The sequence below is a fragment of the Reyranella sp. genome, assembly GCF_017305915.1.
Taxonomy (GTDB): domain Bacteria; phylum Pseudomonadota; class Alphaproteobacteria; order Reyranellales; family Reyranellaceae; genus Reyranella.
On record NZ_JAFKJN010000026.1, the window covers coordinates 1 to 22658 of the forward strand.

The 22658-nt window shown below is 67.4% G+C and carries 18 protein-coding genes and 3 pseudogenes; 11 read left to right on the forward strand and 10 right to left on the reverse strand.

The features are described 5' to 3' along the window. A pseudogene (locus J0J01_RS24170) lies at window positions 1–111 on the forward strand (IS110 family transposase); the annotation flags it as partial. 38 nt (window positions 112–149) lie between these two features. On the opposite strand, the gene J0J01_RS24175 reads toward J0J01_RS24170, so the two are convergent. Continuing rightward, a complete protein-coding gene (locus J0J01_RS24175) occupies window positions 150–1274 on the reverse strand; it encodes a CaiB/BaiF CoA-transferase family protein (protein WP_296385400.1) in 1125 nt (374 codons plus the stop codon). A gap of 191 nt (window positions 1275–1465) precedes the next feature. Between J0J01_RS24175 and J0J01_RS24180 the strand changes: the two genes are divergently transcribed. Both J0J01_RS24180 and J0J01_RS24185 read left to right on the forward strand, forming a co-directional pair. Next, on the forward strand, window positions 1466–2671 hold the full coding sequence (locus J0J01_RS24180; RefSeq protein ID WP_296385402.1) for a CoA transferase: 1206 nt from the start codon (window positions 1466–1468) through the stop codon (window positions 2669–2671). Window positions 2672–2681: 10 nt separating this feature from the next. Continuing rightward, window positions 2682–3749 carry a phosphatidylserine/phosphatidylglycerophosphate/cardiolipin synthase family protein gene (locus J0J01_RS24185; RefSeq protein ID WP_296385403.1) on the forward strand — a complete coding sequence of 356 codons (1068 nt, stop codon included), beginning with the start codon at window positions 2682–2684 and terminating at the stop codon, window positions 3747–3749. Between the two features lie 96 nt (window positions 3750–3845). On the opposite strand, the gene J0J01_RS24190 is transcribed toward J0J01_RS24185, so the two are convergent. Beyond that, a complete protein-coding gene (locus tag J0J01_RS24190; protein ID WP_296385405.1) occupies window positions 3846–4025 on the reverse strand; it encodes a DUF6726 family protein in 180 nt (59 codons plus the stop codon). A 65-nt stretch (window positions 4026–4090) separates the two neighbouring features. On the opposite strand from J0J01_RS24190, the gene J0J01_RS24195 reads away from it, so the two are divergent. The 6 genes from J0J01_RS24195 to J0J01_RS24220 all read left to right on the forward strand — a co-directional run bounded on the left by J0J01_RS24195 (window position 4091) and on the right by J0J01_RS24220 (window position 11115). Continuing rightward, entirely contained in the window at window positions 4091–5254 is a 1164-nt protein-coding gene (locus J0J01_RS24195; RefSeq protein WP_296385407.1) for a nucleotidyltransferase domain-containing protein, read from the forward strand. Between the two features lie 123 nt (window positions 5255–5377). Beyond that, window positions 5378–6574, forward strand: coding sequence for an acyl-CoA dehydrogenase family protein (locus tag J0J01_RS24200; RefSeq protein ID WP_296385409.1), 1197 nt, complete (start codon window positions 5378–5380; stop codon window positions 6572–6574). A 118-nt stretch (window positions 6575–6692) separates the two neighbouring features. Then, window positions 6693–7856, forward strand: coding sequence for an acyl-CoA dehydrogenase family protein (locus tag J0J01_RS24205; protein ID WP_296385411.1), 1164 nt, complete (start codon window positions 6693–6695; stop codon window positions 7854–7856). Window positions 7857–8015: 159 nt separating this feature from the next. Continuing rightward, entirely contained in the window at window positions 8016–9158 is a 1143-nt protein-coding gene (locus J0J01_RS24210; RefSeq protein ID WP_296385413.1) for an acyl-CoA dehydrogenase family protein, read from the forward strand. Window positions 9159–9271: 113 nt separating this feature from the next. Then, complete coding sequence (locus J0J01_RS24215; RefSeq protein ID WP_296385415.1) at window positions 9272–10231, forward strand: AEC family transporter; 960 nt, start codon at window positions 9272–9274, stop codon at window positions 10229–10231. A 23-nt stretch (window positions 10232–10254) separates the two neighbouring features. Beyond that, on the forward strand, window positions 10255–11115 hold the full coding sequence (locus J0J01_RS24220) for a TauD/TfdA family dioxygenase (RefSeq protein WP_296385417.1): 861 nt from the start codon (window positions 10255–10257) through the stop codon (window positions 11113–11115). Between the two features lie 193 nt (window positions 11116–11308). Here the strand turns inward: J0J01_RS24220 and J0J01_RS24225 are convergent, their stop codons facing one another. From J0J01_RS24225 to J0J01_RS24245, 5 genes are all read right to left on the reverse strand, one after another. After that, window positions 11309–12283 (reverse strand): Gfo/Idh/MocA family oxidoreductase, encoded by a 975-nt coding sequence (locus tag J0J01_RS24225; protein ID WP_296385419.1) that lies wholly within the window; start codon window positions 12281–12283, stop codon window positions 11309–11311. A 47-nt stretch (window positions 12284–12330) separates the two neighbouring features. Then, entirely contained in the window at window positions 12331–12798 is a 468-nt protein-coding gene (locus J0J01_RS24230) for an HNH endonuclease signature motif containing protein (RefSeq protein WP_296385421.1), read from the reverse strand. A 144-nt stretch (window positions 12799–12942) separates the two neighbouring features. Next, entirely contained in the window at window positions 12943–13809 is an 867-nt protein-coding gene (locus tag J0J01_RS24235) for a phytanoyl-CoA dioxygenase family protein (protein ID WP_296385423.1), read from the reverse strand. Window positions 13810–13883: 74 nt separating this feature from the next. Continuing rightward, window positions 13884–14414, reverse strand: a complete 531-nt coding sequence (locus J0J01_RS24240) for a hypothetical protein (RefSeq protein WP_296385425.1) — start codon at window positions 14412–14414, stop codon at window positions 13884–13886. A 27-nt stretch (window positions 14415–14441) separates the two neighbouring features. Then, on the reverse strand, window positions 14442–15164 hold the full coding sequence (locus tag J0J01_RS24245) for a sulfite exporter TauE/SafE family protein (RefSeq protein WP_296385580.1): 723 nt from the start codon (window positions 15162–15164) through the stop codon (window positions 14442–14444). Between the two features lie 71 nt (window positions 15165–15235). On the opposite strand from J0J01_RS24245, the gene J0J01_RS24250 reads away from it, so the two are divergent. After that, complete coding sequence (locus tag J0J01_RS24250) at window positions 15236–16003, forward strand: aldolase/citrate lyase family protein (protein ID WP_296385427.1); 768 nt, start codon at window positions 15236–15238, stop codon at window positions 16001–16003. Between the two features lie 136 nt (window positions 16004–16139). Here J0J01_RS24250 and metH read toward each other — a convergent pair. The 3 genes and pseudogenes from metH to J0J01_RS24265 all read right to left on the reverse strand — a co-directional run. Further along, window positions 16140–19846, reverse strand: a pseudogene (metH, locus tag J0J01_RS24255) (methionine synthase). After that, on the reverse strand, window positions 19836–20723 hold the full coding sequence (gene metF / locus J0J01_RS24260; RefSeq protein WP_296385429.1) for a methylenetetrahydrofolate reductase [NAD(P)H]: 888 nt from the start codon (window positions 20721–20723) through the stop codon (window positions 19836–19838). The pseudogene metH and the gene metF overlap by 11 nt, the downstream one beginning before the upstream one ends. Beyond that, window positions 20713–21694 (reverse strand): annotated as a pseudogene (locus J0J01_RS24265) (methyltransferase domain-containing protein); the annotation flags it as partial. The pseudogene J0J01_RS24265 and the gene metF, both read right to left, overlap by 11 nt. A gap of 146 nt (window positions 21695–21840) precedes the next feature. Between J0J01_RS24265 and J0J01_RS24270 the strand changes: the two are divergent. Further along, a complete protein-coding gene (locus tag J0J01_RS24270; RefSeq protein WP_296385433.1) occupies window positions 21841–22647 on the forward strand; it encodes a VacJ family lipoprotein in 807 nt (268 codons plus the stop codon). Window positions 22648–22658 lie beyond the last annotated feature (11 nt).

Genomic DNA, 22658 nt, shown 5'->3' on the forward strand with positions numbered 1-22658 from the left:
GCTGCCGGCAAGAAGCCCAAGGTCGCCATCGTCGCCGTCATGCGTAAGCTCATCGTCACCCTCAACGCCATGAGCCGACACAACCTCCCTTGGCAGCCTGCCGGCGCTTAGGCCAAAAGACAGTTGCTCCCCATATGAATGGGGAGGAATCACTCCGCGAACTCGCGCCGCACCTCAGCGGTGTGCTGGCCGAGCTCGGGCACGTCGCCCAGCCGCTCGCCCTGGTCGTCCCAGGAGGCCGCGAGCGCCGGCACCGAAATCTCGCCCTTCGACGATTTGAAGGACATGCGGCGGAGCTGCGGATGCTTGGACAGCGCGGCGATGTTGCTGACGCGGGCCCAGGCGATCTGCGCCGAATCGAGTCGCGCCGCCAGCTCGGCGAACGGGATCTTGGCGAAAGCCTCGTGCACGATCTTGTTGGTGTCGTCGCGCCGTTCGTTGCGGGCGATGCCGGTGGCGTACTTGGGATCCTTCTCGAGGCCCGGCCGGTCGATGACGTTGTGGCAGAGCCGCTCGAACTCGCGGTCATTCTGGATCGAGATCAGGACGGGCACGTCGTCGCTTGACGGATAGACGCCGTAGGGCGCGATGAACGGATGGGTGAGGCCGAGCCGCGGCCATTCGTAGGCCGAGTAGTCCATGGCGAGTAGCGGCACGGCCATCCACTCGGCCATCGAGGAGAACAGCGAGACCTTGATGGCGCGGCCCTCGCCGGTCTTCTGGCGCGCGATCAGCGCCTCGAGCACGGCGGCATGGGCATACATGCCGGTGCCGATGTCGGTCGCCGAGATGCCGACGCGGCCCGGTGCGTGCTCGGTGCCGGTGATCGAGGCGAGGCCCGATTCGGCCTGGACCAGCAGGTCGTAGGCGCGGCGGTTCTTGTAGGGGCCGTGATCGCCGTAGCCCGAGACGTCGACGGCGATCAGCTTCTTGCTGTTCGTCCGCATCGCGGCAGAGCCGAAGCCCGCGCGGTCGGCGGCGCCCGGCGCCAGGTTCTGGATCAGCACGTCGGCCTTGCCGATCAGGCGCTGCAGCAGCGCGGAATCCTCGGGCTTCTTGAAGTCCAACGTGACCGACTGCTTGCCGCGGTTCAGCCAGACGAAATAGGAGCTGAGGCCGTGCACATAGCTGTCGTAGCCGCGCGCGAAATCGCCTTCGGGCCGCTCGATCTTGATCACCCGCGCGCCGGCATCCGCCAGGCGAGCCGAGCAATAGGGGGCGGCGACCGCCTGCTCGACGCTCACCACCAACAGGCCGTCCAACGCTCCGGGCATTTCGCTCCTCGTATTCCCTTCCTCCCCATTCAAATGGGGAGGTGTCGCCGTCATACGGCGACGGAGGGGTCATGAGCCACAGTCTTGTTGTCGCCCATGACCCCTCCGTCGCGGAAGACCGCGCCACCTCCCCATATGAATGGGGAGGAAATTCTGGGTACGATGAAACAAGAACGAATGTGAGGAGTGAAATGCCGGGACCGCTGGCGGGCGTGAAGGTGATCGATCTGACGGCCGTGCTGCTGGGGCCGTTCGCGACCCAGCATCTGGCCGACATGGGCGCCGACGTGATCAAGGTCGAGCCGCCGGAGGGCGACCTGCTCCGGCTGTCGGGCGGCTCGATGGGCCGCGACAAGAGCATGGGCCCGATCTACATGGCGGCCAACCGCAACAAGCGCTCGCTCAGCCTCGACCTCAAGAAGCCGAAGGCGGTCGAGATCCTGAAGGGCCTGATCAAGGGCGCCGACCTCTTCATCCACAACAGCCGGCCGGCGGCGATCGAGCGGCTCGGCCTGGGCTACGAGGACCTGAAGAAGGTCAATCCGTCGATCATCTACGCCTACTCGCTGGGTTATGCGCGCAAGGGGCCGTATGGCCACAAGCCCGCCTTCGACGACCTGGTGCAGGGCGTGTCGGGCGCAGCGTCGCTGCAGAGCCGGGTCGACGGCGAGTCCCCGAAGTTCATGCCGAGCCTGATCGCCGACAAGACGACGGGCTTGCACCTCTGCATCGCCGTGCTGGGCGCGCTCTACCATCGCAAGTGCACCGGCGAGGGCCAGCTCATCGAGGTGCCGATGCTGGAGACGCTAGCCTCGTTCTGGCTGACCGAGCATCTGTTCGGCGAGACCTGGACGCCCGGCCGCGGCACGATGGGCTACGACCGCATCATCAACAAGTTCCGCCATCCGTTCCCCACGAAGGACGGCTACATCTGCGCGCTGCCCTACACTGACGCGCACTGGGTGCGCTTCTTCGAGATCGTCGAGCGGCCCGACCTCGCCAAGGACCCGCGCTTCTGCGACCGCACGGTGCGGCCCAAGCACTTCAGCGAGCTCTACCAGGTGCTCGATTCGCTGATGCAGCACCGCAAGACCCAGGAATGGCTCGACGCGCTCGACGAGGCCGACATCCCGGCAATGCCGGTGAACACGCTGGAGGAGCTGCTCGAGGACCCGCACCTCAAGGCGACCGGCTTCTTCGCCGACCGCGAGCATCCGACCGAGGGCCCGATCAAGACCTTCAAGAGCCCGCTCGACTTCGAGAAGACGCCGGTCGAGTTCCGCCGCCACGCCCCGCGCATCGGCGAGGACGGCCCCGAGGTGCTGCGCGAGGCCGGTTTGAGCGACGCCGACATCGCCACGCTCAAGGCCGACAAGACGCTGATCGTGCCCTCATGAGGGTATGGGCGTGATCCCGTCCGCGTCCGGAAGCTACCCGCGGCGCGACGGCAATCGGGTGCGGCCGCTGATCGGCGGCCGCGAGGCGTTCGGCCGGATCGCCGAGGCGGTCGACGCGGCGCGCCGGCGCGTCTGGGTGACGGTCGCCTTCTACGCCGACGACTTCCGCGTTCCCGACGGACGCGGCCTGTTCGAGCTGCTGGAGAGCGCCGCGGCGCGCGGCGTCGACGTGCGCGCCGTGTTCTGGCAGCCCAATCCGGAGAGCGCCCACTACGGCCGCACCTACCCGACCGATGCGCCGGCCCGGCCGCGCCTGAGGATCCGCCGGGACCGCGCAATCGGGCCGTATTGCCATCACCAGAAGAGCTGGATGGTCGACGACACGGGGTTCGTCGGCGGCATCAACCTCACCGCCAAGGCGCTCGAGCGCCACGATGCCTATCTCGAGGTGAACGGCCCGTCGGCGAGCGACGTCGCGCACAACTTCGTGCAGCGCTGGAACGGCGCCAGCGAGCCTCACGCGTCCGACGATCTGCCGTTGCCGACGACGGTCTTGGCTCCTTGCGGCGCGAGCACCGTCCAGATCCAGCGCATGTTCCGCGACGATCGCTCGATCCTCGGGCAGTACGAGCGTGCGATCGATGCCGCGCGGCGCTCGATCTACATCGAGAACCAGGCGATCCCGATTCCGGCGATCGCCTCCCGTCTCGAAGGCGCGCTCGAGCGCGGCGTCGAGGTCGTGCTGCTGGTTCCTGCGGTGCCGGAAGAGCACGTCTACGCCGCGCGCAAAGACCCGGCGCGGCGACCGCTGTTCGAGGGGCTGGAGGCGTTGGGTCGATATCCGCGCTTCCGTCTCGCCGGCCTGCCGGTCTACGTGCACTGCAAGCTGATGATCGTCGACGACGTCTGGGCGACGATCGGCTCGTGCAACCTGCACGCCTATTCGCTGGGCGGGCATTCCGAGATGAATGCGGCGATCTGGGACGAAACCGTCGTGCGCGATCTGCGCGACCGACTGCGCCGCCAGCATGAGGGCGACATCTTCACCCTGTTGCCCGAGCGTTATGCCTCCCGGTAGCGTTTGAATTTTCGGCCGAAGTTTATTTGCGCCCGGCAGCCGTCGATGCTCGTCATCCGGCCCATTATCGAGTCTCACGCGCTGAGGCTCGTGAGACTAGTCGATAGCGTCCGCCGTCTTGTCGAGCGGATAGGCGACCACGTCGCCGGCCACCGGCACGATCTTGACCGCGGCGCTGGTGGTGCGGACCGGGAAGGCGACGACGCCACAGCCGCTCAGGCCGACAGCGGCGGCCAGGATCAGCAGCAGGCGAGCAGGTTCGAGAAGGCGATGCACGATCTCATCCTTTCTGCGAGACGAACGGTTGGGAGCAGCCAAGGGTTGCGGCTAAATTTCCGATGATGAGCAGCAACCGTATTTCCCGCACCGTCCGGGCGCCGCGCGCGGCGGTCTATCGCGCCTGCAGCGAGCCCGCCGAGCTGGTGCGCTGGCGCTTCCCGCTCGACATGACCGCGCGCCTGCTCGGCGCCGATGGCGCGCGCTATCGCATGACGCTCGGCTACGGGGACGGACGCGCCGACACGTTCGACTCGACCTTCGTCGCGCGCGTGCCGAACGAGAAGGTCGTCGAGCGCATCCGCTTCGACGCACCGGATCGCGCCGGTGAGATGACCGTCACGACGGAGCTGCGCGACGCCGACGGCGGCACCGACGTGACGATGCGCTTCGAGAATCTGCCGGCGAGCATCAGGCCCGAGGACAATGCGGAGGGCACGCGCCAGGCGCTGGTGCGCTTGGCCGAGCTGGTCGAGGTGCGCGCCAACATCGACCGCCGGCTCGGCGCGATCGAGCGCGACTTCGGCGTCGAGATCTTCCACGCCTGCGAATCGGGCAGCCGCGCCTGGGACTTCGCCTCGCCGGACAGCGACTACGACGTGCGCTTCCTCTATCGCCATCCGCGCGACTGGTATCTGTCGCTGAGCGAGCCGCGCGACGTCATCGAGACGCCGATCGAGGGCGTCTACGACGTCAACGGCTGGGAGCTGCGCAAGGCGCTGCGGCTGGCGCTCAAGGGCAACCCGGTGCTGTTCGAATGGCTTATGTCGCCGATCCGCTATCTCGAGCGGCCGCTCGCGGCAGGCTTCCGCGAGGTCGCCTTCTCGGTGTTCGATCCGGTGAAGGCCTATCGCCACTATCTCAGCATGGCGCGCGGCCAGCGCCGCACCTACCTGCTGGGCGAGACGGTGCGGCAGAAGAAGTATTTCTACGCCGTGCGGCCGTTGCTTGCCTGCCAGTATCTGCTGGCCCATCGCAGCCTGGTGCCGATGCGCTTCTTCGACCTGATGGATGCGGCGGCGCCGCCGGCCGAGGTGCGCGACACGCTGGTCGAGATGCTGCGCACCAAGCGGCAGGCGAGCGAGGCCGCCGAGGCGCAGCGCCTGCCGGTGCTCGATCGCTGGATCGAGCAGAGCCTGGACGCGCTCGAGGCCCGCGCGCCGGAGCCGGTTACGATGGTAGACCGTGCGCCGCTGGAGCGGTTTTTCCGCTCTGCCATCGGTGCTTGACGCGAAAATTTTTGACGTAAAGGCGTTCCGCTGAATGGCGCTTCGAGCCGCAATCCGGTTGTGCGGCTCGGCCTCGCGGCTAAACTCCGGGGCAATCCAAAATGGTCAATCCGGGAGGGATCGATGGATCTCGCATTCACCCCTGAAGAGCTGAAATTCGCCGAGGAGGTGCGCGCCTTCGTGAAGGCCAACCTGCCGGCGGACGTCTGCGACAAGGTGAAGAACGGCAAGCACCTCGGCCGCGACGACTACATGCGCTGGCAGCAGGCGCTCGGGAAGAAGGGTTGGCTGGTCTACACTTGGCCGAAGAAGTACGGCGGCCCGGGCTTCACGCCGGCTGAGCGCTACATCTTCGAGAACATCTGCGCCGAGGAATACGCGCCCGGCATCATCCCGTTCGGCACCAAGATGGTCGGGCCGGTGATCTACACCTTCGGCAGCGACGAGCAGAAGCAGAAATACCTGCCGGCGATCCGCGAGAGCACCGTGTGGTGGTGCCAGGGCTATTCCGAGCCGGGCTCGGGCTCCGACCTCGCGAGCCTGCGCACCAGGGCGGAGAAGAACGGCGACCATTACATCGTCAACGGCTCGAAGACCTGGAACACGATGGGCCATTGGGCCGACTGGATCTTCTGCCTGGTGCGGACCGATCCCAAGGCCAAGTCGCAGGAGGGCATCTCCTTCCTGCTGATCGACATGAAGACGCCGGGCATCACCGTGAAGCCGATCATCATGATGGATGGCGGCCACGAGGTGAACGAGGTGTTCTTCGACAACGTCAAGGTCCCGGTCGCCAACCTGGTCGGCAAGGAGAACGAGGGCTGGACCTGCGCCAAGTTCCTGCTGGCCAACGAGCGGCTCGGCATCGCCGCGGTGCCGCAGTCCAAGCGCGGCGTCGAGGCGCTGAAGGAGATCGCGCGCGCCGAAACCGACAATGGCAAGCCGCTGATCGCGAACCAGGGCTTCGCCGAGAAGATCGCCGATCTCGAGATCCAGGTGACGGCGCTGGAATTCACCGAGCTGCGCGTGCTGTCGCAGATGGCGCACGGCGGCCAGCCGGGGCCGGAAGTCTCGGGCCTCAAGATCCGCGGCTCGGAGATCCAGCAGCGCATCACCGAGCTCACCCTGGAAGCGGTCGGCGAGTATTCCGCGCCGTACCTGCCGGGCCTGCTGTGGCAGGGCACCAACGAGGCGCCGGTCGGGCCGGACTACGCGCATCTCGCGGCGCCGCGCTACTTCAACACCCGCAAGACCACGATCTACGGCGGCAGCAACGAGATCCAGAAGGGCATCATCTCCAAGATGGTGCTTGGTTTGTGAGCCACTCCGTCGTCCCGACCGGAGCCTCGCGTAGCGAGGCGCAGTGGAGGGACCTCCTCTTTTGTCGTCGCCCAAGAAAAGGCCCCTCGGCTTCGCTCGGGGCGACGGAGGTTTAGTCATGGATCTCGTTCTCAAGCCTGCGCATCGGGAGTTCGCCGAAGAGGTCCGCGCCTTCACGCGCGCGAACCTGTCGCCCGCGACCAGGGAGAAGACCTTCTCCGGCAAGCACTACGGCCGCGACGACCATGTCGTGTGGCAGCAGGCGCTCGGGAAGAAGGGCTGGCTGCCCTACACCTGGCCGAAGAAGTACGGCGGGCCGGGCTTCGACGTCACCCAGCGCTTCCTGTTCGAGAACGTGCTGGCCGAGGAGGGCGCGCCGCGCATCATCCCGTTCGGCGTCAAGATGGTCGGGCCGGTGATCTACACCTTCGGCAACGACGAGCAGAAGGAGCGCTTCCTGCCCGGCATCCGCAGCTCCGAGGTGCAGTGGTGCCAGGGCTATTCCGAGCCGGGCGCCGGTTCCGATCTCGCCAACCTGCGCACGCGCGCCATTCGTGACGGCGGCCACTACATCGTCAACGGCCAGAAGACCTGGACCTCGTTCGCCCACTGGGCCGACTGGATCTTCTGTCTGGTGCGGACCAGTCCCGACGCCAAGCCGCAGGAGGGCATCTCCTTCCTGCTGATCGACATGAAGACGCCGGGCATCACGGTGCGGCCGATCATCATGGTCGACGGCGCCCATCACGTGAACGACGTGTTCTTCGACAACGTCAAGGTCCCGGCCGCCAACCTGATCGGCAAGGAGAACGAGGGCTGGACCTGCGCCAAGTTCCTGCTGGCCAACGAGCGGCTCGGCATCGCCGAGGTCCCGGCCTCCAAGCGCGGCGTGCGCTCGCTGTGGCAGCTCAACGACGACCCGTCGCTCAAGGAGAAGATCGCCGATGTCGACCTGCAGGTGCAGGCGCTGGAGATGAGCGAGCTGCGCGCTTTGTCGACCATGCAATTGGGCGGCGCGCCGGGCCCCGAGGCCTCGATCCTCAAGGTGCGCGGCTCGGAGATCCAGCAGCGCATCGCCGAGCTCGCCATGGAGGCGGTCGGCGAGTACGCAGCACCTTACCAGCCGGACATGCTGTTTCGCGACACCAACGAGACGCCGGTCGGGCCGGATCATGCGCCGCCCGCCGCGCCGCGCTATTTCAACATGCGCAAGACCACGATCTACGGCGGCAGCACCGAGATTCAGAAGAACATCGTGTCGAAAGCTATACTGGGGCTATAAGGATTTGCCCTCCCCCGTCATCGGGGGAGGTGCCCGCGGCCGACGCGGGCGGAGGGGGCATGAGCCGCAGGATCGGCGCTCCTGACCCCTCCGCCGGCGCAAGACGCCGGCACCTTCCCATATGAATGGGGAGGGAGGCATCAGCGGAGGAAGAGGGAAATGGATCTGAGCCTGGCCGACGAACAGAAGCAGCTGCAGGACGCGGCCGAGCGCTTCGTGCGCGACAAGTACGCCTTCGAGAACCGGCGCAAGATCGCCGCGACCGAGAAGGGCTTCCTGCCGGAGAACTGGGCGCAGATGGCCGAGCTCGGCTGGCTCGGCATGTCGTTCTCGGAGGCGGACGGCGGCTACGGCGGCGGCGCGATCGAGACCATGATCGTGATGGAGCAGTTCGGCAAAGGCCTGGTGCTCGAGCCGTTCCTGCCGACGGTGGTGCTGGGCGGCGGCATGATCGCCGCGGCCGGCTCGGCGGCGCAGAAGCAGGCGCTGCTGGCGCCGATGATCGAGGGCAAGAAGCAGTTCGCTTTCGCCTGGCTGGAGCGGCAGAGTCGCTACAATCTCGCCGACGTCTCGCTCAAGGCCGAGAAGAGTGGCTCGGGCTACACGCTCTCGGGCCACAAGGGCGTCGTCTACAACGCGGCCTCCGCCGATGACATCATCGTGCTGGCCCGCACCGCCGGCGGCGCGCGCGAGGAGAACGGCCTCACCCTGTTCGTCGTCGACGGCAAGGCCAAGGGCCTGACGCGCCGCGACTACCCGACCCAGGATGCGCTGCGCGCGTCGGAGCTCACCTTCGACAAGGTCTCGGTCGGCGCCGATACGGTGCTGGGCTCCGTCGACGGCGCGCATCCAGTGGTCGAGGATGCGGTCGACCGCGCGATCGTGGCACTGTGCGCCGAGGCGACCGGCTGCATGGACGCGATCAATGCGGCGACGCTCGAGTACATCAAGACCCGCAAGCAGTTCGGCGTGCCGATCGGCAAGTTCCAGGTGCTGCAGCATCGCATGGTCGACTGCTTCACCAACGCCCAGGAAGCACGCTCGATGACGCTGATGGCGACGCTCAAGATCGACGACAAGGATGCCGTGGTGCGCCGCAAGGCGGCCTCGGGCGCCAAGGTCCAGATCGGCAAGTCGGGCAAGTTCTGCGGCCAGAGCGCGGTGCAGATGCATGGCGGCATGGGCGTCACCGACGAGCTCTCGGTCAGCCACTACTTCAAGCGGCTGACCATGATCGACCTGATGTTCGGCAACCAGCAGCATCACCTGACGCGCTACAGCAACCTCGCGATGGCGGCTTAGCGACAGCGTCATTGTATCCATGCTTCGAGACGGCCGCTTCGCGGCCTCCTCAGCATGAGGCAAATCGAAAAACCTCACCCTGAGGAGCCGCGCGCAGCGCGGCGTCTCGAAGGGTGACCGCCATCCTCGACATCATCGTGCCGGTCTTCGGCACGGTGCTGGTCGGCTGGCTGATCGGGCGCAGCAAGCTGCTGTCGCCCGAGGGCCTGCGCGGCCTGACCAACGTCACCTTCTATGCGCTGTTCCCGGCGCTCCTGTTCCGCTCGATGTCCAGGGTGCGCATCGAGGCTTTGTCGTTCGACATCCTGTTCGTTTTCTTCGGCACCGGGCTGCTGCTGTTCTTCGCCAGCCTGCCGCTCGCCCGCCTGCTCGGCATGAAGCTGGGCGAGGGTACGGTGTTTGCCCTGTCGGTGGTGTTCTCCAACGGCGTCGGCATCGGCATCCCGTTCATCTCCTACGCCTTCGGCGAGGCGGGGCTGGTGCCGCTGCTGATGATCATCAGCATGAACTCGCTGGTCATGCTGACCCTCGCCTCGTTCCTGATCGAGATCGGCCAGCAGGCGAGCTCGCGTGAAAGCCTGATCGGCAAGCTGGGCGGCGCGGTCGTCACCATGCTGAAGCATCCGGTGATCCCCTCGATCTTCGCCGGCTTGTTCTGGGGCGAGCTCTGCCACCTCATCCCGGGCCTCGGCACGCCGGTGGTGCTCGACCGCATCCTGCAGGCGCTGGCGATCGCGGCACCGCCCTGCGGCCTGATCATGGCCGGCGCCTCGCTCGCCCATGTCGGCCTCAAGGAGCACTGGCAGCCGGCGACGCTCGCCACCGCGCTCAAGCTCGCGGTGATGCCGCTGGTCGTCTGGCTGTCGGGCCGCTACCTGTTCAACCTCGATCCGCTGTGGCTCACCGTGGCGACACTCAACGCCGCCATGCCGGCCGGCGCCAACGTCTACCTGGTGGCGCAGCTCTATCGCACCGGCGTCGGCCTCGCGACCAATGTCGTGGTGCTCTCGACCGGCTTCAGCGTACTGACGCTCTCGGCGACCCTGCTGTTGCTCGGCGTGCAGACGCGCTAGGCTTTCCTTCGGAGGAAAACATCATGGCCTATGAATCGGTTCAGGTGCGCAAGCTGACCGGCGGCTGCGGCGCGGAGGTGCTGGGTGTCGATCTCAAGGCGCTGAGCAACCGCCAATGGGACGAGGTGCAGGCGGCCTTCACTGAGCACGGCGTGATCTTCTTCCGCGACCAGGTCCTGACGCCCGAGCAGCACATCGCGTTCGCGCGGCGCTGGGCGCCGATCGACGTCAACCGCTTCTTCAAGCACGTCGAGGGCCATCCCGAGATCGCCGAGGTGCGCAAGCAGCCGGAGCAGAAGACCAACATCGGCGGCGGCTGGCACACCGACCATTCCTACGACGAGGCGCCGGCGATGGGCTCGATCCTGCTGGCGCGCGAGCTGCCGGAGGAGGGCGGCGACACGCTGTTCGCCAACATGTACCGCGCCTTCGAGACGCTCTCGCCCGGCTTGCAGCGCACGCTCGAAGGCATGAACGCCGTGCACGGCTCGGCGCATGTCTTCGGCAAGGGCGGCGTCAACGACAAGAATCCCGAAGGCAAGAGCCGCTACGGCAACCAGGAGAAGGTCGGCGCCGACGTCGTCCATCCGGTGGTGATCAGGCATCCGCTGAGCGGCCGCAAGGCGCTCTATGTCAACCCGGCCTTCACGCTGCGCTTCGAGGACTGGTCGGCCGAGGACAGCAAGCCGCTGCTCGAGCATCTCTACCGCCATGCCTCACGGCCGGAATTCACCTGCCGCTTCCGCTGGCGCGAGGGCTCGATCGCCTTCTGGGACAACCGCGCGACCTGGCACTACGCCGCCAACGACTATCACGGCGAGCGCCGGCTGATGCACCGCATCACCGTTTCCGGCTGCGCGCTCGAGGCCGCGCAAAGGAACTAGAACGGGATGAGTTGAGTCCGACTCAGAATTCCTCCCCATTCAGATGGGGAGATGCCCGCGTCTTACGCGGGCGGAGGGGTCATGAGCCATATCACGACTGCGGCTCATGACCCCTCCGTCGCGGTATGACCGCGCCACCTCCCCATATGAATGGGGAGGAATTCCGAGGCCGACTCAACTCGTCCGGCGCTAGCTAGCCGGCGAGAATGCCCTCGACGGTCTCCTGGACATTGAGGGCGTCCGCGAGCGTCGCGAGATGATGCGGCTCGCCGCGCGCGAGTTTCACCACGCCCTCCAACTGTCGCTTCAAGGCCAAGGGGCGGGCCTGCTCCTGGGGCAGGGCATCCGGCGCCTGATGCCACGTGCCGTCGGGCATGCGCCGTTGCGCGATCGACCAGTCGCAGAGCCGCACCGCACCTCGATCGCATTCCAGCATCCAGACATTGTGATCGTCCTTCGCCGTCTCGCCGACGGCGCCGGCGAGCGTCGCCGGCAGGTCGCCGGCCTGCAGGGTCGCCGCGATGCGCCGCTCGGACTTGCCCGCTTCCGGGAAGAAGGACGCCCTGCCCGTCAGGCCGTGCAATGGCCCGACGAGCCGGCGCGAGAGAAAGAGAAAATGCGAGACGACCTCGCGCGTGAAGCCGCCCTGCATCGGCTTGTCCAGCCAGCCTGCGGCGTCGGCCTGCCAGGGACGCGGCCACCTGGCGAAGCCGACCTCGATCGAGAGGCGCTGCGGCGTGCCGATACAGCCATTCTCGATCCAGCTCTTGATCGTCGCCACGGCGGGAGAGGAGGCGAAGGGAAAGTTCACGGCGCCCCGATCGCCGGCCTCGGCCACGAACGCGCGCGCATCGGTGACGTCGACAGCCAGCGGCTTCTCGCAAAAGACGCTCTTGCCGGCCTGCAGCGCCGCGCGGGCGTGGGGGAGATGCGAGGCGGGCGGCGAGGCGATGTAGACGCAGTCGCTCGCCGCGATGACGGCAGCCGCATCGGCCAGACGCGGGACGTCGGGAAAGGTCCTTTCCATACGCTGCATCGCGGCCGGCGCCGGATCCCAGATGCCGCAGGCCTGCAGCAGCTCGCGCTCCTGCTGGCGGATGGCGTTGAGCAGTCGCTCGCCCATGATGCCCGCGCTGATGATGCCGATCGCAACGCTACCGTTCTTCATGTGAATGACTGTATCGCCGTTGCCGGCTGCCAAGTCGAGGCGGCCGTCTAGAGCTTGCCGCCAGGATCGAACGGCCGGATCACCGCCTTCCCGACGATCTCGACGCCCCGCACGTAGATGCGGATCGGCGTCAGCTCCGCCTCGGGCACGTCGAGAGCCGGTGGCGGGCTGTGGCCCCTGGCGTCCGCGGCGGCGCGTTCGCGGCGGGCCCGCCGTTTCTGCGTCATGTCGTCCATATTCGCCTGGTGCGTGCCCACGAAGTGATGATCCGGATTGATGCAACGCCGCTCGTCGCAGCGATGGCAGAGCACCATTCCGGATGGGATCGGCCCATATCTCGCGATCCAGAGAAACCGATGCAGGAGTTGCGTCTTGCCGAGGATCGATATCCGCGGATAGCCGCCGCGATTGCATGCGCCTTCCCAGATGTGGCAGCCGGAGAGCGGATCGATCCTGGTCTTCGGCGCGAGCCGCGCCTGAAGCGTGCGCCCTTTGTACGGGGGTTGCGTCGTCATGCGCGGACAATAAGGGGGCGCGATGCAATCACCTATTATGGGCAATGGCCGCGATTTTTCGTGAGCAATCGCGAGCCTTTTCCGCGTTCCATTGCCCATAAAGCCGCGCGCGGCGGCGGCTTTTTCCCCAGCCTGTGGATGATTTCAGGCGCCGCCCGTCATCACCGCTTCCTGGTCCTCGGGCGCGTAGAAGAAGTCGCCGGGGCGGAAGTCGGGGCCGTGGCCGAGATCGCCGAGCAGGCGGCGCTGACGCGGCGTGCAGCGGTCGAGCAGCTTGGCGTAGGGCCCGCTGAAGTCGTAGGCCCGCATGAACATCTGGCAGTAGTTGTAGAGGATGGTCTTGCGCGCCTTGCCCGAATGGTTGGGCGAGGGGCCGTGCCACAGCGCGTGCGGGAAGACGTAGGCGTCGCCAGCCTTGCCGAGCAGCGGCACCGCGCCCGGCATGTGCGGATGGGGGATGCGCTCGGCGCGCTCCGGGAACGGCCGCAAGTGGCTGCCGGGGAAGACCGTGAAGTTGCCGCTGTCGGGCTCGGCCACGTCGGTCAGCAGGTACATCACCTTTACGGCGAGCGGCCGGCTGGTCTCGCTGACGCGGATACTCTTCTGTGCCTGGCCGCCGTCGGTGTGGGTGTAGCCGGGGAACGTATCGGTCGAGGCGCGGATGATCGCCTGGCTCATCGAGAACTGGATGTACGGACCCATCAGGTCGAGGATCAGGTCGAAGATCGCGGGCCGGTCGATCAGGTCGACGAAGGCCTGGTGGTACGGCAGCAGGTCGCGCCGATCCATGAAGGCGTCGAGGTTCTGGTCGGGAAGCTTCCAGTCGTAGTGGCCGCGCGGCAGCTTGCCCGGCGCCGGCTCGTAGCCCTCCTTGCCGCGCACGTCGTCGAGCAGCCTGGAGAAGAAGTCGACCTCGGCCGGGCTGAGCGCGCCTTCGATCTGCAGGTAGCCGTCGACGGCCCACTGCTCGCGCTGCGCTTCGGTCAGAGCCCGGGTGGTGTTGGCCAGCATGCGATCCTCCCTGGAGGCCGGCACTCTATCGCGATCCGGCGGCGGTGTCGGCGCAGCCTTATCGCATGGCGGCCCTACCGGGGCTTGGAGTCGCGCTTGGCCTGGGCCCGCGCCACCTGCTTGCGGACGCGGCCGCGCGCCGACGGCGGGACGTGAGTCTCGACCTCGATGCGCGCCTTGCCGCGAAGGCCCGCGCTGGCGCTCCGCGCGGTCGGCGGTGACGGCGCGGCGCGCTTGGCCTTTTGCTTCAGCGCCAGCGCCTTCTTGGCGCTGGCGACCAGCGACGTCTTCGCCTTGTCGCGGCGACGGCGCTTCGCCTCGCTGTCGAGACGGCGCAGGGCCTCCGTCAGCACCGACAGCTTGAGCCGCGTTCCCTCATTGGCCTTGGATGGCGCGGCGCCGCGCGCCGGTGCCTTGCCGCGCATCTCGCGACGTTGCCGCTCGGCCACCGTCCGTGCCCGGTCGCGCCGGGTGCGCGTGAGCTTCACCAGGCCGGCGAGCTCGGAATCGGCCAGCGATCGCACGACCGCCGGTCGCGACTTGTCCACGAGCGCGCGCTCATCCGCGGCGAGGGCGCGTGCTTCCTGCTTGGGTGATCTTGCCATCGTCGATCTCCTTCGAGCCGACGTCAGTCATCGCATGGCGGCCCAGAGGAGCGCCAGTCCAGAGAGCACCATCACAATGTCGAGCAGATACTGGAACGCGGCGAGGCTCAGGCGCTCGAGCAGGAGCCTGGAGAGATAGGTGCCGGCCATCACCGACGAGCCGGTGATCAGCCCCTTCAGCACGATGTCGGTCGGCAACGCGCCGAAGGTGCGGAAGGTCGTGGCCTTGCTGATATAGACCGCGAGCGAGGCGGCGGCCTCTGTGGCGATGAAGGCGCCCTTCGCCAGCCCATAGGCGGAGAACAAGGGCACGGTGATCGGCCCGGTCGAGACGACGATGCCGGTCAGGAAGCCGATGGCGAGGCCGGCCGGCGCCAGCACCCAGAGCGCCACGGTGTAGCGGCGCCTGGCGAGCCAATGGCGGCCCGGGATCATGATCAGGAAGAAGCAGCCCAGCGCGAGATCGACCAGCCGCGGCGGCAGGCTGAGCATGGTGCGCGCGCCCAGCGCCGCGCCGGGAATTCCGCCCAGCGCGTAGGCGCCGCAGGCGCGCCAGTCGATCTCGCGCCACCACGAGGTGATCTTGGCGAAGTTCGACATCAGCGCGACCACCGCCATGATCGGGATCGCGGCCTTCGGCCCGAAAACCAGGGTGAGCACCGGCAGCAGGATGATGGTGGCGCCGGTGCCGACGATGCCGCTCACGAGGCCGGCGACCAGCCCGACAGCAAGGACGAGGGCGTAGGCAATCATCTTCTTGACCTGACGGCCGAAGCCTCGTGGTATTGAAAAGGATCGTGCGAGAGACGAGGGAGGCAGCGATGCGGCAGAACAAGATCAAACAGATGTGGCGCGACGGGAAGTGCGTGACGCTGGGCTGGCTGTCGATCTCTCACGGGCTCACGGCAGAGGTCATGGCGCGCCTGGGCTTCGATGCCTTGTGCGTCGACCTGCAGCACGGCACGGCGGAAATGAAAGACGTAGCGCCGATGCTGCAGGCGATCTCACAGACGGACACCGTCCCGGTCGTGCGGGTGGCATGGAACGAACCGGCGGCCATTATGAAGGCCCTGGACCTCGGTGCCTACGGCATCATCGTGCCGCTGGTGAATAACGCCAAGGAAGCCGCGCAAGCGGTGGCCGCGTGCCGCTACCCGCCCGTCGGCATGCGCTCCAATGGGCCGGTGCGCGCCGTGCACTACGGCGGCGCCGACTACGTCGCCAATGCCAACGGCGAGATCGTCGTCATGGCCATGATCGAGACCAAGGAAGGCCTCGCCAACCTCGATGCCATCTGCGCCACGCCCGGCCTCGATGCCGTCTATATCGGGCCGGCCGATCTCTCGTTTGCCCTCGGCCTGCCGCCGCGCGGCGACAACCCGGATCCGCTCCACATGGCCACCTGCGACAAGATCCTGGCGGCCGCTCACAAGGCCGGCATCAAGTGCGTCATGCACTGCGCCAGCGCGGCGTTCGCGGCCGGTGCGGTGAAGCGCGGCTTCGACATGGTGATGCTGACCGGCGACCTGGCCTGCATGATCGCCGGCGCGCGGGCGCAGCTCGAGGAGCTCAAGGCAAAAACGGCCTGAGCGCATCACCTCATCCTGAGGAGCCGCGCGTAGCGCGGCGTCTCGAAGGATGGGTAACAGACAAGGTGCTCGTGCCCACCCTTCGAGACGCGGCCCCTTCAGGCCGCTCCTCAGGGTGAGGTGGTTGGCCTCCGCTCTAATACCCAATGTTGGCGCGCAGGTACTTCTCGGCCTGCTCGATCGGGATGCCGCGGCGCTTGGCGTAGTCCTCGACCTGGTCGCGGCCGATGCGGGCGACGCCGAAATACGCGGCGTCGGGATGGGCGAGGTAGTAGCCCGACACCGCCGAGATCGGGATCATCGCGAAGCTCTCGGTGAGCGTCAGGCCGGCGTTCTGGCCGGCATTGAGCAGCCGGAACAGCTCGGGCTTCTGGCTGTGGTCGGGGCAGGCGGGATAGCCCGGCGCCGGCCGGATGCCGCGATACTTCTCGCGCACCAGCTCGTCGTTGGAGAGCGCCTCGTCCGGCGCATAGCCCCAGATCGTCTTGCGCACGCGCTCGTGCAGGCGCTCGGCGAAGGCCTCGGCGAGGCGGTCGGCCAGCGCCTTCAGCATGATGTCGGAATAGTCGTCGTGGTCGGCCTTGAAACGCGCCAGGTGATCCTCGATGCCGTGGCCGGCGGTGACGGCAAAGCCGCCGATCCAGTCGGCTTTGGGCGAGACGAAGTCGGCCAGGCACATGTTGGCGCGCGGCGCCCGCTTCTCGATCTGCTGGCGCAGGAAGAACAGGCGCGAGACCTCCTTGCCGAAGGTCTCGTCCTCGAACAGCACGACGTCGTCGCCCTCGCGTCGGCATGGCCAGAAGGCGACCACGCCCTTCGCCGTCAGCCACTTCTCGCGCACGATGCGGTCGAGCATCTTGCGCGCGTCGGCGTAGAGCTTGCGCGCGCTTTCGCCGACCACCTTGTCCTCGAGGATCTCCGGGTAGTTGCCGGCCAGCTCCCAGGCACGGAAGAACGGCGTCCAGTCGATGCGCTCGACCAGCTCGTGCAGCGGGTACTCGGCGAAGACGCGCGTGCCGGCGGTCGCGGGCTTGGGCGGCGTGTAGTCACTCCAGTCCAATTTGAGGCTGTTCACTCGTGCTTTCTGCAGGGTGACGAGCTTCTCCTTGCCGCCGCCCGCGCGCTCGACGCGGATCTTCTCGTATTCCTGCGCGACCTTCTTGGCGAAGTCGCTGGCCTGGGCGCCGGACTCCGAGGTCAGCGCGGTGCAGACGCCGACCGCGCGCGAGGCATCGAGCACGTGCACGGTCGTGCCGTGATACTTCGGCGCGATGCGCAGCGCGGTATGCACCTTCGAGGTCGTGGCGCCGCCGATCAGCAGCGGCAGCTTGAAGTTCTGCCGCGTCATCTCCTCGGCGACCGTCACCATCTCGTCGAGCGACGGCGTGATCAGGCCGGAGAGGCCGATCATGTCGGCCTTGTTGTCGTTGGCGCTCTTCAGGATCTCCTGGAACGGCACCATGACGCCGAGATCGATGACCTCGAAGTTGTTGCACTGCAGGACCACGCCGACGATGTTCTTGCCGATGTCGTGGACGTCGCCCTTGACCGTCGCCATGACGATCTTGCCCTTGGACCGGGCGCCCTCGGTCTTCTCCGCCTCGATGTAGGGCAGCAGGTGCGCCACCGCCTTCTTCATCACGCGGGCGCTCTTCACCACCTGCGGCAGGAACATCTTGCCGGCGCCGAACAGGTCGCCGACCACGTTCATGCCGGCCATCAGCGGGCCCTCGATCACCTCGATCGGCCGCGGGATCGACTGGCGCGCCTCCTCGGTGTCGGCGACGACGAACTGGTCGATGCCCTTGACCAGCGCGTGCTCCAGCCGCTTCTCGACCGGCCAGCTCCGCCATTCGGCGTCCTGCGTCTCGGCCGCCTCGCCAGTGCCCTTGTACCTGGGCGCGATCTCCAGCATCCGCTCGGTCGCGTCGGGTCGGCGATTGAGGATCGCGTCCTCGCAAGCCTCGCGCAGCTCGGCCGGGATCTCGTCATAGACCTCGAGCTGGCCGGCATTGACGATGCCCATGTCCATGCCCGCCTGGATGGCGTGGTACAGGAACACCGAGTGCATCGCCTTGCGCACGGTCTCGTTGCCGCGGAAGGAGAAGGAGAGGTTGCTGACGCCGCCGGAAATCTTGACGTGCGGGCAGCGCTTCTTGATCTCGCGCGTCGCCTCGATGAAGTCGACGCCGTAGTTGTTGTGCTCCTCGATGCCGGTGGCGATCGCGAAGATGTTCGGGTCGAAGATGATGTCCTCGGCCGGGAAGCCGACCTGCTCGGTGAGGATCCTGTAGGCGCGCTCGCAGATTTCGACCTTGCGCTGCAGGGTGTCGGCCTGGCCCTTCTCGTCGAACGCCATGACCACGACCGCGGCGCCGTAGCGGCGGACCTTCCTGGCGTGCTCGATGAACGGCTCGACGCCTTCCTTCATCGAGATCGAGTTCACGATCGACTTGCCGGCGACGCACTTCAGGCCGGCCTCGATCACGCTCCACTTGGAGCTGTCGATCATGATCGGCACCTTGGCGATGTCGGGCTCGGCCGCGATCAGCTTGAGGAAAGTCTCCATCGCCGACTGGGAGTCGAGCAGGCCCTCGTCCATGTTGACGTCGATGACCTGGGCGCCGGCCTCGACCTGCTGGCGCGCGACCTCGACGGCGGCGGTGTAGTCGCCCTCCAGAACGAGCTTCTTGAACCGCGCCGAGCCGGTGACGTTGGTCCGCTCGCCGATGTTGATGAATAGGGCGCGACCTTGGTCGCCGCCCGTGGCTGTACGCTCGTTACTCATTACATGAAGCTCGCTGCTTCCATTCCCGAGAGACGCAGCGCCGGCGGCAGGGCATGCCACTGGCGCGGCCTGAGGCCTCTGACCGCCTCGGCGACGGCCCTGATGTGCGCCGGCGTGGTGCCGCAGCAGCCGCCGACGATGTTCAGCCAGCCGTTCTCGGCCCAGCCTTTGACCAGCTTCGCCGTCATCTCCGGTGGCTCGTCGTAAGCGCCGAGCTCGTTGGGCAGGCCGGCGTTGGGATAGACGCAGACGAGGCCATCGACCTGCGGATGGAGTGCGTTGACGTAGGGATGCAGCTCGGTCGCGCCGAAGCTGCAGTTCAGGCCCATGGTCAGCGGCTTGGCGTGGCGCACCGAGTGCCAGAAGGCTTCGACCGTCTGGCCCGACAGGTTGCGGCCGGCGAGATCGGTCAGGGTCATCGAGACCATCACCGGGATCTCCTCGTCGCGCGCCTCGCCCGCCTCGTCGGCGGCGACGATCGCGGCCTTGGCGTTCAGCGTGTCGAACACCGTCTCGATCAGGATGAAGTCGACGCCGCCGTCGAGCAGCCCGTCGATCTGCTCGCGATAGATGCCCTTGACCTCGTCGAAGGTGACGGCGCGGAAGCCGGGATCGTTGACGTTGGGCGACACCGACAGCGTCTTGTTGGTCGGCCCCAGCGCCCCGGCGACGAAGCGCGGCTTGCCCGGGTGCTTGGCCGTCGCGGCATCGGCGCATTCCCGGGTGATCCTGGCGGCCGCGAGGTTGATCTCGCGCGCCCGGTCCTGCAGGCCGTAGTCGCCCTGGCTGATGGCGTTGGCGTTGAAGGTGTTGGTCGCCAGCAGATCGGCGCCGGCGTCGATGTAGGCGTTGCAGATCGCGCTCACCACGTCGGGACGGGTGATGTTCAACAGGTCGTTGTTGCCCTTCTGGTCCTGCGCGAAGTCGCGGCCGGCGCGGAAGCCCGCCTCGTCGAGGCGATAGGCCTGGATCGCGGTGCCGTAGGGACCGTCCTTCACCAGGATGCGCTCCTGTGCGATCTGGCGCAGGAGATCGGCCTTCTGGCTACGAGTCATGGCGGCGAACTCCCAACAGGTGGCACAGCGCGAAGGTGAGGTCCGCGCGGTTCAGCGTATAGAAATGGAACTGGTCGACGCCTTCGGCATGCAGGCGGCGGCACAGGTCGCCCGCAACCGTGGCGGCGATCATGCGGCGCGTCTCGACGTCGTCGTCGAGGCCCGCGAACATGTCGGCGAGCCACGCGGGGACCTTCGAGCCGCACAGGCCGGCCATCCTCGAGATGCCCTGGAAGTTGGAGACCGGCATGACTCCCGGCACGATCGGCACGCCGATGCCCCGGCGCGCGGCCTGGTCGCGGAAGCGCAGGAAGTCGTCGCACTCGAAGAAGAACTGGGTGATGCAGCGGTCGGCGCCGGCATCGACCTTGCGCTTGAGGTTGTCGAGGTCGGCCGCGACGCTCGCCGAATCGGGATGCTTCTCGGGATAGCCCGCGACGCTGATCTGGAAGTCGCCGATCTTCTTCAGGCCGGCGACCAGCGCGGCGGCGTCGGCGTAGCCGCCGGGATGCGGGCAGTACTTGCCGCCCATGCCGCTCGGCGGATCGCCGCGCAGCGCCACGATGTGGCGGATGCCGGCATCCCAGTAGGCGCGGGCGATGTCGTCGATCTCGCCCCGGGTGGCCGCCACGCAAGTGAGATGAGCCGCCGCGTCGACGCCGGTTTCCTTCTTCAGCCGCACCACCGTCTCGTGGGTGCGCTGGCGGGTCGAGCCGCCGGCGCCGTAGGTCACCGAGAAGAAGGTGGGCCTGAGCGGCGCGAGGCGCTCGATCGTCTCCCACAGCGTGCGCTCGGCCGCTTCGGTCCGGGGCGGCGAGAACTCGAACGAGACCTTGAGCCGCTGCGGCGCGCGGGCGGGGAAGTCGGACAGGCTCACCGCGCTGCTCCTTGCGTGAGATTGGACGGGCGGGGGGCGAGCTGCGCCGAATCGCGCTCGCCGCGCCAGATGACGGTCATCAGCCGGCGGCCGGGGAAGTCGATCGGCTCCAGCGGATTGAGGCCGGCACTGCGCAGCCAGCCCTGCACCTGGTTGTCGGCGAAGCCGAGATGGACGTGGGCGTGCTCGCGCTTCAGCTCGACGAGGTCGTGCGGCTGGAAGTCGACGACCAGCACCACGCCGCCCGGGCGCACGACGCGCGCGGCTTCGGCCAGCGCCGCGGCCGGATCCTCGGCGTAATGCAGCACGTGATGGATGGTGACGACGTCGAAGCTCTCGGCCTCGAACGGCAGGGCATACATGTCGGCCTGCCGGATCTCGGCATTGTCGAGGCCGGCGCGGGCCAGGTTGGCGCGGGCGAGCGCCAGCATCTCGCGGCTCTGGTCGACGCCGATCGCGCGCTCGACCTTGGGTGCCAGCACCTCGAGCAGCCGGCCCGTGCCGGTGCCGATGTCGAGCAGCCGGCGGGCGTTGATCGGCAGATGATGGGCCAGCGCCCGCTCGATCTCGCGATCGGCGACGTGCAGCGCCCTGAGCTCGTCCCAGCGCTGGGCATTGTCGCGGAAGAAACGGACCGCCGCCGTCTGGCGGCGCTGCTGCAGCGCATCGAGCCGCGCCCGGTCGGTCGCCAGCCGCGGGTTCTTGGGGTCGAGCCGGCGCACGAATTCGCGGACCAGGGCGGCATCATCGCCGCCGGTCACCAGCCGGAAGCGCGTGAACTGGGCTTCGCGGAAGCGCTCCAGCAGGCCGCCCTCGACCAGCAGTTTGAGATGGCGCGACACGCGCGGCTGGCTTTGCCCCAGCACATGCACGTAGTCGCTGACGGTCAGGTCCTCCCGCGCCGCCAGCGCGAGAATGCGCAGCCGCGTGTCTTCCGCCGCCGCGCGCAGCAAAGTTAGCAGCCGGTCCATGATTAAATTAATATAAAAATATATTTATGTATGCAAGGGGAAAACTACATGATGTCCACCGATCTGCCTTCAAACCGCAGGCGGCGTGTGCGACACTCTTCGCGATTGCGGCAGAGCGGTGCCGTTTCGGGGAGCTTTTTGCGTCAATGGTCGAACGTTTTCTGAACATGCTCGCGGGCGTGCGCCGGCCTGCCCTGGCCGTGGCCGCAGCGGCAGCGATGCTCGGTGGCTGCGCCGGCCGCGACACCGGCGCTGCCGAGGTTTGGGACCCGATCGAGGGCGCGAACCGCTTCGTCTTTTCGATCAACCGGGCGGTCGACACCGTCGCCATCCGGCCGGTCGCCGTGCTCTACCGCGACTGGATGCCGGCCCCGGCCCAGCGCGGCCTGCACAATGCGCTGGAAAATCTCGGCGAGCCGGTCACGGCCATTGCCGAGGTGGTCCAGGGCGATCCGGGCCGCGCCGGCACGACCCTGGCGCGCTTCCTGGTGAACTCGACCATCGGGGTCGTAGGCCTGTTCGACGTCGCCTCGGCGATCGGCCTCAGCAAGACCAAGGAAGGCTTCGGCAACACGGTCGGCTACTACGCCGGCGTCGAGCCCGAGAATGGCGGCTTCTACATCGTCCTGCCGGTGATCGGCCCGTCCAACGCCCGCGACGGCGTGGGCCTGGCGATCGACGCCGCGGTCGATCCGTTCAGCATCGTGGCCTTCAGCATCAGCCGGGATGCCGGCTGGATCTATGCCGGGGCGCGTTTCGGGGCGACCGTGCTCGACACCCGTTCGCGCACGCTCTATGCGCTGGACGACCTCGAGCGGAACTCGGTCGACTACTATGCCGCCCTGAAGTCGGCCTACACCCAGCAGCGGGCGGAGATCATCCGCCAGAAGCGGGAGAAGAACGGGCCGCGGGCCGAGCTGGAACGCCGCGACAAGCTCGCGCTGGTACGCTAGGACTCCCCGTC

Bases quoted from the DNA above. Each gene is read 5' to 3' on its own strand.
- J0J01_RS24175 (WP_296385400.1), bottom strand. From the start codon at position 1,274: ATGCCCGGAGCGTTGGACGGCCTGTTGGTGGTGAGCGTCGAGCAGGCG.
- J0J01_RS24180 (WP_296385402.1), top strand. From the start codon at position 1,466: ATGCCGGGACCGCTGGCGGGCGTGAAGGTGATCGATCTGACGGCCGTG.
- J0J01_RS24195 (WP_296385407.1), top strand. From the start codon at position 4,091: ATGAGCAGCAACCGTATTTCCCGCACCGTCCGGGCGCCGCGCGCGGCG.
- J0J01_RS24200 (WP_296385409.1), top strand. From the start codon at position 5,378: ATGGATCTCGCATTCACCCCTGAAGAGCTGAAATTCGCCGAGGAGGTG.
- J0J01_RS24205 (WP_296385411.1), top strand. From the start codon at position 6,693: ATGGATCTCGTTCTCAAGCCTGCGCATCGGGAGTTCGCCGAAGAGGTC.
- J0J01_RS24210 (WP_296385413.1), top strand. From the start codon at position 8,016: ATGGATCTGAGCCTGGCCGACGAACAGAAGCAGCTGCAGGACGCGGCC.
- J0J01_RS24220 (WP_296385417.1), top strand. From the start codon at position 10,255: ATGGCCTATGAATCGGTTCAGGTGCGCAAGCTGACCGGCGGCTGCGGC.
- J0J01_RS24225 (WP_296385419.1), bottom strand. From the start codon at position 12,283: ATGAAGAACGGTAGCGTTGCGATCGGCATCATCAGCGCGGGCATCATG.
- J0J01_RS24230 (WP_296385421.1), bottom strand. From the start codon at position 12,798: ATGACGACGCAACCCCCGTACAAAGGGCGCACGCTTCAGGCGCGGCTC.
- J0J01_RS24235 (WP_296385423.1), bottom strand. From the start codon at position 13,809: ATGCTGGCCAACACCACCCGGGCTCTGACCGAAGCGCAGCGCGAGCAG.
- J0J01_RS24240 (WP_296385425.1), bottom strand. From the start codon at position 14,414: ATGGCAAGATCACCCAAGCAGGAAGCACGCGCCCTCGCCGCGGATGAG.
- J0J01_RS24250 (WP_296385427.1), top strand. From the start codon at position 15,236: ATGCGGCAGAACAAGATCAAACAGATGTGGCGCGACGGGAAGTGCGTG.
- J0J01_RS24270 (WP_296385433.1), top strand. From the start codon at position 21,841: ATGGTCGAACGTTTTCTGAACATGCTCGCGGGCGTGCGCCGGCCTGCC.